This is a genomic window from Diaphorobacter aerolatus, assembly GCF_014489535.1.
Taxonomy (GTDB): Bacteria; Pseudomonadota; Gammaproteobacteria; order Burkholderiales; family Burkholderiaceae_C; genus Diaphorobacter_A; species Diaphorobacter_A aerolatus.
The window spans coordinates 2,456,136-2,471,997 of sequence record NZ_CP060783.1; the positions used below are offsets into that span (position 1 = coordinate 2,456,136).

The 15,862-nt window shown below is 57.1% G+C and carries 11 protein-coding genes, 1 tRNA gene and 2 pseudogenes; 4 read left to right on the forward strand and 10 right to left on the reverse strand.

Going from position 1 to position 15,862, the window contains the following annotated elements:
- Positions 1 to 71: 71 nt before the first annotated feature.
- From H9K75_RS11465 to H9K75_RS25160, 8 genes are all read right to left on the reverse strand, one after another.
- Entirely contained in the window at positions 72 to 1,793 is a 1,722-nt protein-coding gene (locus H9K75_RS11465) for an AAA family ATPase (RefSeq protein ID WP_187725834.1), read from the reverse strand.
- Positions 1,794 to 1,936: 143 nt separating this feature from the next.
- Positions 1,937 to 2,635 (reverse strand): hypothetical protein, encoded by a 699-nt coding sequence (locus H9K75_RS11470; RefSeq protein ID WP_187725835.1) that lies wholly within the window; start codon positions 2,633 to 2,635, stop codon positions 1,937 to 1,939.
- A 42-nt stretch (positions 2,636 to 2,677) separates the two neighbouring features.
- Positions 2,678 to 2,908, reverse strand: a complete 231-nt coding sequence (locus tag H9K75_RS11475) for a hypothetical protein (protein ID WP_187725836.1) — start codon at positions 2,906 to 2,908, stop codon at positions 2,678 to 2,680.
- Between the two features lie 150 nt (positions 2,909 to 3,058).
- On the reverse strand, positions 3,059 to 3,268 hold the full coding sequence (locus tag H9K75_RS11480) for a helix-turn-helix transcriptional regulator (RefSeq protein ID WP_187725837.1): 210 nt from the start codon (positions 3,266 to 3,268) through the stop codon (positions 3,059 to 3,061).
- Positions 3,269 to 3,369: 101 nt separating this feature from the next.
- Positions 3,370 to 4,278 (reverse strand): hypothetical protein, encoded by a 909-nt coding sequence (locus H9K75_RS11485; RefSeq protein ID WP_187725838.1) that lies wholly within the window; start codon positions 4,276 to 4,278, stop codon positions 3,370 to 3,372.
- 20 nt (positions 4,279 to 4,298) lie between these two features.
- Positions 4,299 to 5,594, reverse strand: coding sequence for a tyrosine-type recombinase/integrase (locus tag H9K75_RS11490; RefSeq protein WP_226858662.1), 1,296 nt, complete (start codon positions 5,592 to 5,594; stop codon positions 4,299 to 4,301).
- Between the two features lie 116 nt (positions 5,595 to 5,710).
- Positions 5,711 to 5,786: transfer RNA gene (locus tag H9K75_RS11495), tRNA-Arg, on the reverse strand.
- Between the two features lie 263 nt (positions 5,787 to 6,049).
- Complete coding sequence (locus H9K75_RS25160) at positions 6,050 to 6,583, reverse strand: TetR family transcriptional regulator (protein WP_187725839.1); 534 nt, start codon at positions 6,581 to 6,583, stop codon at positions 6,050 to 6,052.
- 226 nt (positions 6,584 to 6,809) lie between these two features.
- Here H9K75_RS25160 and H9K75_RS11505 point away from each other — a divergent pair, with 226 nt between their 5' ends.
- From H9K75_RS11505 to H9K75_RS11520, 4 genes and pseudogenes are all read left to right on the forward strand, one after another.
- Positions 6,810 to 8,120: an efflux RND transporter periplasmic adaptor subunit gene (locus H9K75_RS11505; protein ID WP_187725840.1), complete on the forward strand. Its 1,311-nt coding sequence runs from the start codon at positions 6,810 to 6,812 to the stop codon at positions 8,118 to 8,120.
- Between the two features lie 15 nt (positions 8,121 to 8,135).
- Positions 8,136 to 11,317: pseudogene (locus H9K75_RS11510) on the forward strand (efflux RND transporter permease subunit).
- On the forward strand, positions 11,310 to 12,767 hold the full coding sequence (locus tag H9K75_RS11515; RefSeq protein ID WP_187725841.1) for an efflux transporter outer membrane subunit: 1,458 nt from the start codon (positions 11,310 to 11,312) through the stop codon (positions 12,765 to 12,767). The pseudogene H9K75_RS11510 and the gene H9K75_RS11515 overlap by 8 nt, the downstream one beginning before the upstream one ends.
- Positions 12,768 to 12,963: 196 nt before the next feature.
- A pseudogene (locus tag H9K75_RS11520) lies at positions 12,964 to 13,840 on the forward strand (c-type cytochrome).
- Positions 13,841 to 14,482: 642 nt separating this feature from the next.
- On the opposite strand, the gene H9K75_RS11525 reads toward H9K75_RS11520, so the two are convergent.
- Together H9K75_RS11525 and H9K75_RS11530 are read right to left on the reverse strand one after the other, a co-directional pair.
- Positions 14,483 to 15,070, reverse strand: a complete 588-nt coding sequence (locus H9K75_RS11525) for a DUF2946 family protein (protein WP_187725842.1) — start codon at positions 15,068 to 15,070, stop codon at positions 14,483 to 14,485.
- A 72-nt stretch (positions 15,071 to 15,142) separates the two neighbouring features.
- Entirely contained in the window at positions 15,143 to 15,595 is a 453-nt protein-coding gene (locus tag H9K75_RS11530; RefSeq protein WP_187725843.1) for a YybH family protein, read from the reverse strand.
- Positions 15,596 to 15,862 lie beyond the last annotated feature (267 nt).

The following is a 15,862-nucleotide window of genomic DNA, read 5'->3' on the forward strand; positions in this document are numbered from 1 at the left end:
CCTCCATCACCCTAGCAATGAATGGTGCAAAAGGCGCTTTACCACCAGGGTAGCGAAGCGGGCTGTAAAGCCTATTTGAGAACATTTGGAACCTTCTTCAAATTGACTGTCAAGGCGCTGAGTTTTGCTTCATCCACTGCATAACCATTTTTCATCACACCGTATATTGCGCCCTTGAACTGATCGAGAAACTGATTGGTCAACACTGGATTCCTTCCGACCCAATGCTTCCAAGCACCGTAGGATTTATTCCCACAATTAAGTATCTTCTGCATTTCTTGGTCTTGGTAAAAGCGCTTAAAAATACTACGCGGCTTCTCTGAGCCCCTATATGCCTTAATCCGCTCATTGAGATCAACGGTCGCACCAATAATATTCATCATGCTAATTGTTTCTCGCGCTACATTTGTGAAGACATCACGAGTGAATTGTAGCTCATTTTCCCAAAACCCATCATCTGCAGGAAGATTGTAAAGATGCTGAAAAATCAACTGATCAGGCGGAAAATTGCCAGGCAAGAGAACGATTGTTTTGTACTTTTCGCCTTTTATTTTTGATCTAGCGTCTGAGTCAAGACAAATTACACTTTTATCCATGAATTCTGGCACTTTTTTATCAATTAGATGAACAAAATTAGTACATCCAAGAGTCACCTCCGACATGGAAATAGTGAATTTTTTTATCGGCTGTCTACTTATCAATGCATCAAAGAAATTCTCTGCTTCTCTATCTTCAAAGTAGACATTCACAGCTGGCAATTGTGCAGTTGATCCTGTGCCGACTGTTCTCGTGTGAATGTCGGCACTAATCTTCGCCCAAGACCAATCCTGCATTACCTGAACATCACCAAATGTGTTGCTCAGATAAACGGTCTTGAACTTTTTGCTGCGCTCATGCTGACTCTGTTCATGGGCATATTCAATCATGACTGGGGAGTGAGATGTCATCACCACCTGCAGTTTCAGATTTCTACATTCACGCTCAAAAATCTTAAGCAAGTTAATCTGAGCGGTTGGAAACAATCCCGCATCGACTTCATCAATTAGTAGCATGCCGCCTTTGTAATCAGCATACTCTGCCTTCAGCTTCTTAAATGAAAGCAGTGCCATTATTATCTGACCCGCATTGTCTTCACCTGCAGAAACCGACTCATGGTTATAGTTATCTCCATGGGCTACGGCGGAGGTGATTGTTCCATGCGTCCCAGTAGCTTGCGTAGAGTTTCTATTGAGCAATTCGTTAGTCAGCGCAATAAACTCCTGCTCATGCGCTTTTAAATACTCAAAATCAATTTCCTTGTAATCACGATCAGCAATTGGGTACAAGCGCTTCAAGCTCAAAAAAATTACAGGATGAGTAAAATTTCGGCTTGTATTCCCTGTTGCTGCGCTATTTTTTCTAACTACAGGTCGAGGCAATATATTTTTGCTAACATCATCAGTTCTAGTCATCAGCTCCAAATTGGCTGTTGCAATTTGGTTGGTATACCCTTCATGAATAAAAATACTAGCCGAAAGCGATCCTGGTACATCGAATTTCTCAGATATTCTAATGTGCTCTTTGTATTGAGACTTGAAGCTCTTGCCGCTAATTTGCTTGAATTCACGCAGGCTTCCGCCGGTGACATAGTCCTTTTCAAAGCTAAAAATTTGCGCCGCGATCCCGAGGATGGATGATTTAGAGGTTCCGTTCTTCCCGCAAATAATAGTAACATAGTCCCCAAACTCAATTTCAACATTCTTCAGTGCTCTGAATTTATCAATTGCTATTTTCTTAAGTTGTGTCGCCGTCATAGCGCAGTCCCTATTTATTGTTAAAGCATTCATTCAAGGATAGATATTACTACTCTTCGATCTCTTACAAAGATACTTGCCCATGTATCATTAGAACAAGCGATTGCCCTTGGACGTTTTGACCCATCCATCATTTTGATGGATTAGGCAGCACAGGGATTCTTTGACGCTATGGACTTCAAATCACGCTCACGCCCTCCGAGAGACTGATATTCAGGCATTGACATCTTAATCAAATTTTTCGAATCCTCGATCAATCGCCCAGCATCATATAAAGCTTTCTGATTCATGACCCCGGTCTTTTTTCCAATAGACTTTTCTCTTTCGATATCGCTTTCCGACATTTCAATAGCCATGCGACTCATAAGAATTGCATTCGCAAGTTCATAAAGCCTTGCTTCGCGCGATTTTTTACATGCATCCAAAGCGGCCTTTCGTTCTTGCTCTGCTGCTCGTTGCACCTGTAGTTTTTGCTGCTGCTCCTCCGCCAGTCTTTTGCGTTCTTGTGCAGCGGTAGCTATTTGATTCTCTCTGGCTTCCCGTTCTGCTTCTTTTTGGGCCTTGCAGTAATCGGAGGTCGATCTTATGCACTCCTCTCCTGGCCCTCCTCGCTTACGTCTTTCATTCTCGGAAATTCTCTGCTTGTAAAGTTCATCAAGTCGTTTCTGCCCAGTGGCTAGGCAAGCTTGGCTATCTGTTCTATTTTTGAATCCAGCACAAAATCTCATGATTTCGCCTTGCTCAGTCATGCCATCAATTCGCTCAAACTGAGCAAATGCAGCAGAAGAAATAGCAAGCAGAACTCCGCACGAGAAATACCTAAAATACCTTTTATCGATCATTTTCCCCTCACCTCAAAAATAGAAAAATTACTCTGAAATTTTTCAAAAATTCTTTTGAATATAGGGCGGATGTGCCAGTGCAAAACACTCATCGTCACCTTGTTCACGGAATCTGAAATTGGCCTCCGACGCGTACTTTGCGGCTTCCGCTTCGCTGGGGAACTTGAAATGGTCTTCCAAACGTTGACCCCAGCCCCTGTCATGTTCGTACACGTCAACGCACCAGCTTTCCGACGAGGGCTTTTTTAGTGACTTGGCTTTCATCTTCGACATCATCTACTCTCCCCTGAAGTTGTTGATTACATCGCCATACCTTGTAGCCAATGAGCGGTATCGCCCTCGGCTCGACTATCCAAGAGAAGCCTACCGTAACTTCTCCTGACACATGGCCTAACAGTCAAAATTATTTGACTTACCCGGCGTCTAGTGCGGATGTTTGGCCTGATGAACCAGCGGTGCAGCATCACGCCAGTTCTGTAGTTCGATGGTATTGAAGACTGTGCAGCGTGGGCCGAGTTTTCGTGCCTTGGGAAAGTCATTTCTATCCTTTGACCACCGCCACAGCGTGCTGACCCCGATACCCAAGAATTCGGCGGCGGCTTTGGGGCGAATGGATGAATTAATTTGATGCATTGATGAGCTCCATATTGAAGTCCGCCATAACTCGTGTTGGGCGGTATGAAGCAATTTCAGCATGCAATTCCTGAATTCGAACTGGCACCATGCTGGCATCGTCATGACGCTGCAGGCGGGGTCATGATGTTGCTGGCAGACTCATCTTGCCATTCGCGGCACCAACGCCGAATGACATCTGGATTTTCCAAGTCTTCGTACTTGGAGAGCATGTCGCGGGCGAAGGCCGTAGCACTTTTATAGTTCTGCGGCGCGGCCTGCCACATCTCCCAGCATTCTTTAACTTGTTGCTTCGCGATGGCTTTCGGATCATTGATCCATCTGGCTTTCGCAGCGGATTTCGCCATGACGCGTCTTGCGTCCTTCAGGATTTCCGCTTCAATCTTGCGTATCCGATCTGTTGTGGCGTTCGGGAGTCGCGCCAGCACCTGCTCTCGCTCGGCGATGCAGACCATTTCCATGGCCTCGGTGACAAGCATGGACGCTTGAAACATGGATTGATCTGTGGATCGTCCATTCTTGCTCCCTTCGGAAAATAAGACATCAACCATGAACACCTTTTCCAGCGCAATCAGGGCGTAGCACTGGGCGTCTGTCGGTTGGCTGTCCTGTGGACTCCGGCGCCGTTGATGAAGAATTGCTTCCAAGATTTCGATGTCTGAAAACTGCTGATCAGGGTATCCATCGGGCAACCGCGTCGGATCGGGCCAGTTTCCCAGTAGCGCCGCCGCATCGTCGACGGTGAAGTTCCATGTACCGTTTTCGTCGCACATGTAGTCAGGAAAGAATTGAAGTTCCCAGCCCCCATCCTGAATCAGACGACGCGCGAATTCACCGCTGAACTCTTCCAACTCTTTGGTATGCAGGCTGGCCTTCAGCGCGTCCATTTCTGTTCGCAGTGTGTTCGTGCTGGCTTGCCATTGATTGAGATTGCAGCCATTCAGAACATGGCTTGCGCGTTGATAGATTGCGCCCGTAAACGGAAACTGCGTGTGCGGGTGCTGACTCATAGGATTGCCATCCAACTTCATCAACGCTGGCCGACTGACTTGAATGGAATCACATCAGCGCCAGCCTTCAATTTGTCCAAGTAGTCCGCCCATGTCCGCATCATTGTTAGGCGTTGATCCATGAACTCGGCCCGGTCATACGCGGCACCTAGCGGGCCAGACTTGCCATGCGCTAGCTGGGCTTCAATAACGTCGGTATGAATTCCTGGCAACCGTTCAATGATCAATGTTCGCGCCATCGCACGGAAACCATGGGCCGTCATTTCTTCACCTGAATAACCAAGACGGCGAAGCGCGGCGTTGATCGTCATGTCGGACATGGGGCGACCTTCTCCCCGCGTGGATGGAAAGACAAATGTTCTATGCCCCGTCAGCGGTTGAATTTCACGTAGTATTTCCAGCGCCTGTGGGGCGAGCGGAACAAAGTGCGGTCTGCCATTCAATTTCTGGGCGACAGTGCGCTTCATGGACGCTGAAGGAATGGTCAGCATTCCAGCGTCAAGGTCGATCCAAGACCATTCCATCTTACGAATGTTGGCTGGGCGCTGGAATAGAAGTGCCGACAGTTGCAACGCCGCCTTGGTGATGGGCTGCCCACTGTAGGTGTCGAAAGCCCGCAGTAGCTCTCCAACCTTCAACGGTTCCAAAACGGCAGGCATGTGTTTCACGACGACCGGTTCCAACGCGCCGCGCAGGTCAGGCATCGGGTTTCGTTCACAACGTCCCGTTTGAATGCCGTAGCGAAATACCTGTCCTGAATTCTGGTTCAGGGTATGGGCAGCATCGCGATTGCCCCGCTGCTCCACCTTCCGAAGCGCGCTCAACATCATCGGCGCAGTGATGTCAGGTAACTGAAACCGACCGACATACGGGAAGATGTCTCTTTCAAGCCCACGCAGCCACTTGGCGGCGTACTTTTCGCTCCAGCCAGACTTTTTGATGCCATGGTATTCCCGCGCCACAGATTCGAACGTGCTTTCACCAGCCACAGCGCGGGCAACCTTTGCCGCATGCTTGACGACACCTGGGTCAAATCCATCAGCAAGCAGAGACCTTGCTTCGTCCCGACGCTTTCTCGCTTGTGCCAGCGTGACTGTGGGATAAACACCAAGGGACAGCGTCTTTTGCTTGCCCCCGAAGCGATAAGCCATCCGCCAATACTTGCCTGCGGCCTTGATGTGAAGGTACAGGCCACCACCATCGCTGTGCTTGTCGCCTGCGGGCTTGCCCGAGTGTTTGGCTTGTCGAATGGCAGTGTCGTTTAGGGCATTGTTGGTATCTAGGGCTGTTGGTACACGAGATACCAACAAAAACACCAAGAAAGTGTTGGTATGTCCATAGACTACCTAACACCACCCGAGACAACAAAAACCCGCAATGCCAGAAAGCATGCGGGTTTCGAGGTGATTGGAGACAACCTAAGATGACTCGTTGGTGCGGCTGGCGGGGATCGAACCCACGACCCTTGGCTTCGGAGGCCAATACTCTATCCACTGAGCTACAGCCGCTTGCTGTGTCTGGCCTGTGCATGCTTTTGGGGCAGACATCGGCAGAAGAAGAAAAAGAAAGACGCGGCGGAAAAGCGCTGTTGGCGTGTTGACCACGACAGATGCGCTATCCGACGGACCGGAGATTATCGCACGGGTCGGCGCATGTTTCTTTCCAAGCCGACAGAGGCTTCATTCTGCGAGGTACTTTTGAAATCCCAAACCCGCTAAATAGACATCCACTGACATACTGCCGGTTTGCACCAGGGGGGAACTTCCTCCACTCAGGACCCAGCCGTGTATGAGCCCGACGAATAACGCATGCAAGCCTTGCGCCGCGATGGGAGCGGGCATGGGAGAGTCACGTTCAGTTGTTCGGCGGCTGCGGCCAAGTCCTGGGTGAACTTGGCGCGCGATACCCTGGCGGCGTCGATGTGGCGCTCGCGCATGTCTTCGAGTTCGCCGACGTATTCCATCTTGAACATCGCGGTGTCGAAGATTTTGCGTCGGCGTTCGTCGAGGGTGACGTTTTCAAAGACGTTGCGGATCGATTCGCGGATGCGCACGAGCGGCGGCATGTCACCGTACAGGTCGTCGCAGAGTTCATCAAATGGCATGCAGACGCGGTTGAGCATGGAACTGAAGAGGTCCACCTTGTCCTTGAAATGCCAGTACACCGCACCACGCGTGGCACCGGCGCGTTGCGCGATGTCGCCGAGTGAGGTGCGGGAAACGCCCTTTTCGAAGAAAACCTCTTCGGCCGCATCCAGAAGTCTGGTGCGGGTTTCGTCTGCTTCTGCCTTGGTTCGCCTAGCCATCTATATGGACCCTTGTGATCTCTGTCCAATACCTGCCGGACGTGGGAGCCGGTGTGAGTGAAAGCAAAGTGCTCTTCCGCTCTTATTATACATTTATGGATGTATGTATAATTGCGGATCAAATTCGTCGGATATGGGCGAGTTGTGTCTGTTTTCAGCCGCGCCTACACACGCGCACAAGAACTGATTGATATCCTTAATAAAAATGTTTACCGGAAGGACTTTCATGCATCCCGTGTATGAAGCAAATCAGGCGGCTGAAGGCCGCTCGTCGCTTATTTTTCGTCGCTCCAAAGCTGCCGCGCTGGTGGTCACCTTGATCGCCACGCTGGGTCTCACTGCCTGCGGCGACAAAAAAGCGGATCAGCAGCAAGCTGCGCAAGGTCAACAAAAGCCTCCGGAAGTGGGTGTAGTCACGGTCGCGGTGCAAAACGTGCCCATCGTCTCCGACCTGCCGGGCCGTCTGGAGCCGTCCCGCATTGCCGAAGTCCGCGCCCGTGCGGCCGGTATCGTGCAAAAGCGTCTGTTCAAGGAAGGCTCGGATGTGAAGGCCGGTCAGGCGCTGTTCCAGATCGACAGCACGCCGTATCGCGCCAACTTGCAGAGCGCGCAGGCGACGCTGGCGCAGGCGGAAGCCAACCTCGCGCAGGCAGCCTCCACCTCGCGCCGCTACAAGCCGCTGGTCGAGGCCAATGCCATCAGCAAGCAGGAATACGACGTGGCCGTGGCCTCCGAAAAAGCTGCTGCGGCGCAGGTTGCCGCAGGCAAGGCTGCCGTGACCAACGCCAACGTGAGCCTGGGCTATGCGAGCGTGACCGCGCCGATTTCCGGGCGCATCGGTCGTGCGCTGGTCACCGAGGGTGCGCTGGTCGGCCAGGGTGATGCGACCAAGCTCGCCGTCATCCAGCAGATCAATCCGATGTACGTGAACATCACGCAGTCGTCTTCCGAGATTCTGCGCATGCGTGAGGCACTGGCGCAGGGCAAGGTGTCCAGCGATGGCCAGGCCGGCGCGCGCGTGTCGGTCTACACGGACGATGGGCGCAAGATGCCGCAGGAAGGCCGACTGCTGTTCACCGACCTGACCGTGGACGAGACCACGGGTCAGGTGCAGGTGCGTGCCGAGATCCCGAATGCCGACGGCATGTTGCTGCCGGGCATGTACGTGCGCGTGCGGCTGGAGCAGGCTCAGATCGACAATGCGGTGGTGCTTCCACAGCAGTCGGTCACGCGCAACGAGAAGGGCAACTTCGTGATGGTCGTGGCCGACGACGGCTCGGTGAGCCCGCGTCCGGTGCAGATCGGCCAGTCGCAGGGTACGAACTGGGTTGTGACCTCGGGTCTCAAGCCCGGCGAAAAGGTGATGGTCGATGGGCTGGTGAAGGTCGGCATGGGTGCCAAGAAGGTGACTCCAGTGCCATGGACCGGCACCTCGCAGCCGAAGCAAGCCCAACAGCCGCAACAGTCCGCAAGCGGCGCTCAGGCTCCTGCATCGGCCGCCTCGGCGCCCGCAGCCGCGGCCTCGCCCGCCAAGTAATCGGAACGACCTCACATGTCGAATTTTTTCATCCACAGACCCATCTTTGCATGGGTGATTGCCATCTTTGTGGTGCTCTTCGGTATTGTGTCGATCACACAGTTGCCGGTGGCACAGTTCCCGTCCGTGGCGCCGCCGACCATCACCGTGACCGCGACCTATCCGGGCGCGACCTCCGAGGCGATGACCGATTCGGTGCTGCAGCTCATCGAACGTGAAATCAACGGCGCCGAAGGTCTCATGTACATGGAGACCAAGGCCCCGCAGGTGGCCAGGGAACGCTGACCATCACCTTCCAGCCGGGCACCAACCCCGAGCTTGCGCAGGTGGACGTGCAAAACCGTCTGGCCCGTGCGCTGCCGCGCCTGCCGTCCGTCGTGCAGGCGCTGGGCGTGCGCGTGGACAAGGCGATGAGCAACTTCCTGATGATTCTGACGTTCCAGTCGACCGACGGCTCCACGTCGCGTGACGATATTGCGGACTACGTGAACCGCAACGTGCTGCCAGAAATCCAGCGCCTGGAAGGCGTCGGCAAGGCACAGCTTTTTGCCGCTGGTCGCGCGATGCGCATCTGGGTCGATCCCGCCAAATTGCAGGGCTATGGCCTGTCGATCGCTTCGGTGAATCAGGCCATCGCAGCGCAGAACCAGCAGATTTCCGGCGGCTCGCTCGGTGATGCGCCCTCGATTCCCGGCACGACCATGAGCGCCACCATCGTGGTGCCCGGCCAGCTCACGACTCCCGAGCAATTCGGCAACGTGGTGTTGCGCTCCAATGCCGACGGCTCCACCGTTCGCATCAAGGACGTGGCCCGTGTCGAACTGGGCGTCGAAACCTATGCGTTCAATTCGCGCCTGGACGGCAAGCCTGCCGTGGCATTGGCGGTTCAGCTCACATCGACGGCCAACGCGATGGCGACCGCCAAGTTCGTCAACCAGAAGATGGCCGAACTCGCGCCCTTCCTGCCTGCCGGTGTGGAGTGGTCTGCGCCATACGACACCTCGAAGTTCGTGAAGATTTCCATCGAGAAGGTGGTGCACACGCTGCTGGAAGCCATCGTGCTGGTGTTCATCGTGATGCTGCTCTTCCTGCAGAACATCCGCTACACGCTGATCCCGACCATCGTGGTGCCGATCGCGCTGCTCGGCACGTTTGCGGTGATGCTGCTGATCGGTCTGACCATCAACATTCTGGCGATGTTCGCCATGGTGCTGGTGATCGGTATCGTCGTGGACGATGCCATCGTGGTGGTGGAGAACGTCGAACGGATCATGTCCGAGGAAGGCATTCCGCCCAAGGAAGCGACGATCAAGGCCATGGGCCAGATCCAGGGCGCGGTCGTCGGTATCACCGTGATTCTGGTGACCGTGTTCATTCCGCTGGCGTTGTTCAGCGGCGCAACCGGCAACATCTACCGCCAGTTCTCGCTGGTGATGGCGATCTCGATCTTCTTCTCGGGCTTCTTCGCGCTCACGCTGACTCCCGCGCTGTGCGCGACCATGCTCAAGCCGATTGCCAAGGGCCATGCCCACGACAAGAAGACCGGCCTGCTCGGCCCGTTCTTCAACTGGTTCAACCGCAACTTCGACAAGGGTGCCAAGCAGTACAACCGCGCGGTCACCGGTGTGGTCAAGCGCTCGCTCCAGTCGATGATCGTGTTCGCGCTGGTGGTCGCCGGTGTGGTGTTCCTGTTCATGCGCATGCCGACCTCGTTCCTGCCCGTGGAAGACCAGGGCTATGTGATCTCGCTGGTGCAACTGCCGCCGGGCGCGACGCAGGAGCGCACCAGCAAGACCATGGCCGAGCTGGAAGACTTCGTGCTCAAGCAGCCTGAAACCGCGCACATCGTGTCGATTCTGGGCTTCAGCTTCGCCGGTTCGGGGCAGAACGTGGGTCTTGCATTCACGATGCTCAAGGACTGGTCAGAGCGCACCGGGCCGGGCCATGATGCCAACTCCTATGCTGGCAAGACCATGGGCGCGATGATGGCCATTCGTGATGGCTTCATCTATACGCTTGTGCCGCCGTCGATTCCCGAACTCGGCAACAGCGATGGTTTCACGTTCCGCCTGCAGGATCGCGGCAACAAGGGCCACGCGGCTTTGGTGGCCGCGCGCAACGAGCTGATCGCCAAGGCCAATCAAAGTGCCATGCTGGCCGGCGTGCGCTTTGACGGTGTGGACGATGCGCCGCAGTGGCAGGTCGACATCAATCGCGACGCCGTGGCTGCACAACGCGTGAGCATGGGCGATCTCGCATCGACGCTGGCAACCGCGCTCGGCTCGTCGAACTCGACCGACTTCCCGAACAAGGGCTACATGCAGCGCGTGACCATCCAGGCCGACGCCGGTCGCCGCATGCAACCCGAAGACGTGATGCGCCTGACGGTGCCCAACGCCGAAGGCAAGCTGGTCGAGTTGTCCACGATGGTCAACGCCAAGTGGATCTCCGGCCCGATGCAGGTGACGCGCTACAACGGCTACCCGGCCATGGCCATCACCGGCAGTGCCAAGCCGCCCTATACCAGCGGCCAGGCGATGGAAGAGATGCAAAAGCTCGCCGCCGACCTACCCGAGGGCTTCGGCTTCGAGTGGACCGGCCAGTCGCTGGACGAACGCAAGGCTGGCTCCTCGGCCATGTACCTGTACGCGTTCTCGATCCTCGCGGTGTTCCTGTGTCTCGCGGCGCTGTACGAGAGCTGGTCGATCCCGCTGTCGGTGATGCTGGTGGTGCCACTGGGCGTGCTCGGTGCGCTGCTCGGCATGCTGTTGCGCGGAATGCCCAACGACATTTACTTCCAGGTGGCGCTGATCACGGTGATCGGTCTGTCGGCGAAGAACGCGATTCTGATCGTGGAATTCGCCAAGGATCTGCACGCCGAAGGCATGAGCGCGTATGACGCCGCGCTCGAAGCGGCCCATCTGCGTTTCCGACCGATTCTGATGACCTCGCTCGCCTTCATTCTGGGCGTGGTGCCGCTCTACATCGCCTCGGGCGCGAGCGCGGCCAGCCAGAAGGCCATCGGCACCGGCGTGTTCTGGGGCATGATCATCGGCACGCCGTTGGCGGTGTTCCTCGTGCCCGTGTTCTTTGTCGTGGTCTTCAAGCTGTTTGGCAAGAAGGAAAAGCAGGATATCGCTCCTCAGGGTGGCGGCCATTCCGGTGTCGCTGCACATGGAGGATCTCACCATGAATAACTACAAACTCGCTCCCACGCTGCTGGTTGCGGCGCTGCTGGCCACCGGCTGCTCGTTCATTCCGCGAATGGACAAGACCGAGCTGCCAGTGTCCGGCCAGTACCCGATTGCCACGGCGGAAACCAACGCGCCTGCTGCCGACATTCCGTGGCAGAACTTCTACACGGACCCGCGCCTGCAACAGATCATCGGCATGACGCTCGAGAACAACCGCGACCTGCAGGTGGCGGTGCTGAACATCGAGCAGGCACGTGCGCAGTACGACATCCAGCGCTCGCAGCTCTACCCCGAGATCGGCGCCAGCGCATCGGCCTCGCGTGCCCGCAGCCCGCTCACGGGCGGCTATGTCAACACCTACACCGTGGGGCTGGGCCTTGCGAGCTGGGAGATCGACTTCTGGGGCCGCATCCGCAGCATGAAGGAACAGGCGCTTGCGCAATACCTCGCCACGGAAGAAGGCCGCAAGGGCACGCAGATTTCGCTGATCGCTGCGGTGGCCAATACCTGGCTCAATTTGCAGGCCGATGAGGAACTGCTCGACATCTCGCGCCGCACCCTGCAAACGCGCGAGGAGTCGATCAAGCTCGCCAAGCTGCGCTTTGATGCGGGCGCGGCCTCCGAACTCGACTTCCGTCAGGCGCAGACCCTGACCGAGACGGCCCGCGCCACGCTCGCCGAGCAGACCCGCAAGCGCGATCTGGACATCAACGCGCTGACCTTGCTGGTCGGCCAGCAGGTGCCGCAGGAGCTGCTCGCCAGCCTCAAGGGCAAGAAGCTGACCGACCTGCCGCCGCTCGCCGACGTGCCTGCGGGCCTGCCGTCCGACCTGCTGCTGCGCCGCCCGGACATCCGCGCCGCAGAGCAGCAGATGATTGCTGCCAACGCCAGCATCGGCGCGGCGCGCGCACTGTTCTTCCCGAACATCTCGCTCACCGCATCGGCAGGCTTTGCCAATACCGAGCTGTCGGACCTGTTCCAGTCGAGTTCAAAGTTCTTCAGCATCGGGCCCTCGCTGTATCTGCCGATCTTCAACGCGGGCCGCAACCAGGCCAACCTCGAAGTCGCGCAGGCCACGAAGAAAATCGCTGCGGCGCAGTACGACAAGTCGATCCAGACCGCATTCCGTGAAGTCTCGGATTCGCTGGTGAGCCGCCGCTCGCTCGTCGATCAACTGGCCGCCCAGCAGGCCCAGGTGGACGCCGTGAGCGCGCAGTTCAAGCTGTCCGACCTGCGCTACCGCAACGGCGTGTCGAGCTATCTGGACCTGCTCGACGCCCAGCGAACCCTGTTCACCGCCGAGCAGGCCGTGGTGCAGGTGCGCCTGGCGCTGATGCAAAATCAGGTCAACCTGTACAAGGTGGTCGGCGGTGGCTGGAGCCCCGAGGACGAACGCGCTGCCGCCAACGCGGTCCCGAATCGCGGTGACCGGGCCAACGCGACGGCGCAGTAGTCGAAAATCGAACCCAATTCGATCCAGGGCACTTCGGTGCCCTTTTTTTTGGTTTATTTATGTTGGTAAATTGACTCAACGCAAGCCAATTCCGCCGCAGACGTCAACCCGGATGAATGCGCGGTGGCCTTTGAAAATCGCGTCGATATAATCGTTGGATAACTTTAGCTTGATACACACCGAGACTGAGGAACCCATGAGCGACACCCACGCAGTAGAAGCGCATACTGGCCCATCAAGAATCCAAAACAACTGCTGGTAACCGTCCTTGCGGCGTTTGTGATCCCGGTGTTCATCATCATCGGCCTCGTCTATTTCGTCACCTCCAAGGACAAACCTGCGGCGGGCAGCGGCAATCCCGAAAAGGCCCTCGCCGAACGCATTCAAAAAATCGGCTCCGTGGAAATCCGCGACGCCAATCGCCCGCTGCGCGCTGGCGATGAAGTCTACAAAGTGCAGTGCGCGGCCTGCCACGCCACCGGTGCCGCCGGTGCCCCAAGTTCGAAGACGCGGCCGCATGGGCTCCGCGCCTGAAACAGGGCTTCGAAGCGCTGGTGCAATCCTCGCTCAAGGGCAAGGGCGCCATGGCACCGCAAGGCGGCGGCGACTTCAACGACATCGAAATCGCGCGCGGTGTCGCCTACATGGCCAACGCCGCTGGCGGCAAGTTCCCGATCCCCGACAAGCCAGCCGAAGGCGCATCCGCTCCCGCATCGGCTGAAGCTCCTGCCGCATCCGCACCGGCAGCTCCTGCTGCCACCGCACCAGCGGCTCCGGAAGCTTCCGCGCCTGCCGCTGCAGCAGTTGCTGCTCCTGCGGCCGCCGCGGTGAGTGCAGATGCTGGCAAGGCGCTGTACGACAAGACTTGCTTCGTCTGTCACGCGGCTGGCGTGGCCGGTGCACCGAAATTCGGCGACAAGAATGCCTGGGCTCCGTTTGTCGCGACGGGCATCGACACCATGGTCAAGGTGGCGATCACGGGCAAGGGCGCAATGCCGCCGAGGGGTGGGTCTACCGCATCGGACGACGAGATTCGCGCTGCGGTGCAGTACATGGTAGATCACGCGAAGTAGTCTTCTCGTTTGCTCTTCTTTTTGAAGAATGGAAAACCGGCCTTTGTGCCGGTTTTCTCTTTTGGGCGTGCGAGAACCTCTGGGTGCGCTTTCCTCTGAGAGGCTGCTGGCCGGGACTCGCCCCGGCGGGCGAATTACTTTCTTTTGTCAAAAAAGAAAGTAATCAAAGAAAGTTGAGCCCGCTGCCCACGACCCCTCGCATTGCGAGGGGCGACCTGGGGCGAGACGGTCGTGCGGTGCGCTGTGCAACTCACTGCGCGCCAAGGCGCTTCGTTCGAACAAGCACAGCGAGTCAGTTCTTGAAGCTGTTGCGTCACTTGACGCAACAGCCACCGCACAACCGCCTCGCTCCAGGCGTGGTCAGAGGGCCGGGATCGGGAGTCGGCACGTCGCTGCGCTCGTGCAATAGCGGGCGCATACGCCTCCACGCAACTCAACCCCGGCACGAGCGCAGCGACGTGCCGAACGCACCTCTTTCCAGCTGACTTGCGGCGGTTGTCCGAGCGAAGTGACGAAGGAACGAAGCGAGTTCTGCCGCAGGTATTCAAAGCGCTTTTTGGTGCCTTTTTGGCAAGACAAAAAGGTACTGCGCCGCCGGGCGCAATCCCGGCCAGCAGCCCTCAAACAAACCACCACAACAAGTCAAAACCAACCGATTCGAACAGAAGAAGAAGAAGAAGAAACAACCCGCTCAAACCCAAACCGCCCAGGCAACTCCCCAAACAACACCTCTTCCACCCCGGCGAGCACCCCCGCCTCCAACGCCGCCGCCCCATCCACCATATCCTGCGAGTGCACCACCCCCAACCCGGCAGGCAAGACCAGATAAAGCCGCCCTTCTTCATCCATCAGCACCGAACGAACCGCCGAGACCTTCTGCGGCAACCCGGTATGCGTGTGGATATGCAGTTGCGGCCCGGCCCCGCCGTCATCGGCGGCGACAAAGCGCAGCCGCCATACCCAGGGTGTGTTTTCCAGATCAACAAACACGCGCTGCGGCCCGTTCTGGAAGAACCAGCGGCCGTCGTCGTCCTCAAGGTAGTTGCGGCCGATGAAATCGATCAGCTTTTCGTGTTCGATCCGGCTGCCGCGCGATTCGGGAAAGGGGCCGAGTGCCTGGGCCCCGGTATCGCGCAGATACCAGTTGCCGCGCGCATCGAGTGCCAGCCAGCCGTGACAGGCGGGCACGTTGGGCCACTTGGCCATTGCTTGCTTGACGATGTCATCCATCGACCCATTGTGCACGGGTCCTTGGATTCTTTTGCGATCTCACTGCGTCCCGCCGGGATACGCCAAGGAAAATCAATGCAGCACATGCGCGCGTGGCGGCGCCGCGCCGCGTTCTCCAGCGGCTGCGGCGCTCGCATGGTGGGCCACGATGCGCCAGCCCTGTGGCTGCTTCAGATAGACATTGGTGGCGTGGACCAGCGCCTCGCGCGGGCCGTCCGGCAGGTTGACGACGACATGCTCGATCACGCTGTGCACCGCGCTGCCGTGCGACTGCATGCGCACCACCTCGCCGGGCTGCACATTGAGGCCGCCGCGCTCGAGCATCGATGCGAACAGCTCACGGATCGCCTGAACACCGACCACCCGCGCGCCACCGCCGGGGTGTACGCAGAAGACATCGTCATCATCGGCCCAGCAGGCCATCAATCGCTCCAGATCGGCGGTGTGCAGCGCTTCATAGAAAGCCGCCTCGACCTCATCCGGACTGCCGGCCAGCAAGGCGGCACGCGTTGTTGCTCGTTTCATGATTCACCCGTAGCACAAGGTTAAATTCTGTTATTTCAGCGGCGCGACGAGTCTCGTGGGATTCTCTGCGCGAATCGGATCGACGCTAGACCAGGCGGCCCGATCCGCGCCAGCAGCTTGCCGATCCATTCGTGCAGAGACTCCCTACGCCTACAACGCGAGCAGGATAATCTATGGAAAATGTGTGACACTGCGCCCGCCGACATCCTCAGGCGGGACGCTGGAGGCGGCAATCAATCAATATAGTAGGCAATTGACGCCAGCGTG

Excerpts from the sequence above, each read along its gene's own strand:
- H9K75_RS11470 (WP_187725835.1), bottom strand. The coding sequence starts at position 2,635 with ATGATCGATAAAAGGTATTTTAGGTATTTCTCGTGCGGAGTTCTGCTT.
- H9K75_RS25160 (WP_187725839.1), bottom strand. The coding sequence starts at position 6,583 with ATGGCTAGGCGAACCAAGGCAGAAGCAGACGAAACCCGCACCAGACTT.
- H9K75_RS11465 (WP_187725834.1), bottom strand. The coding sequence starts at position 1,793 with ATGACGGCGACACAACTTAAGAAAATAGCAATTGATAAATTCAGAGCA.
- H9K75_RS11515 (WP_187725841.1), top strand. The coding sequence starts at position 11,310 with ATGAATAACTACAAACTCGCTCCCACGCTGCTGGTTGCGGCGCTGCTG.
- H9K75_RS11505 (WP_187725840.1), top strand. The coding sequence starts at position 6,810 with ATGCATCCCGTGTATGAAGCAAATCAGGCGGCTGAAGGCCGCTCGTCG.
- H9K75_RS11480 (WP_187725837.1), bottom strand. The coding sequence starts at position 3,268 with ATGCATCAAATTAATTCATCCATTCGCCCCAAAGCCGCCGCCGAATTC.
- H9K75_RS11530 (WP_187725843.1), bottom strand. The coding sequence starts at position 15,595 with ATGAAACGAGCAACAACGCGTGCCGCCTTGCTGGCCGGCAGTCCGGAT.
- H9K75_RS11485 (WP_187725838.1), bottom strand. The coding sequence starts at position 4,278 with ATGAGTCAGCACCCGCACACGCAGTTTCCGTTTACGGGCGCAATCTAT.
- H9K75_RS11475 (WP_187725836.1), bottom strand. The coding sequence starts at position 2,908 with ATGTCGAAGATGAAAGCCAAGTCACTAAAAAAGCCCTCGTCGGAAAGC.
- H9K75_RS11525 (WP_187725842.1), bottom strand. The coding sequence starts at position 15,070 with ATGGATGACATCGTCAAGCAAGCAATGGCCAAGTGGCCCAACGTGCCC.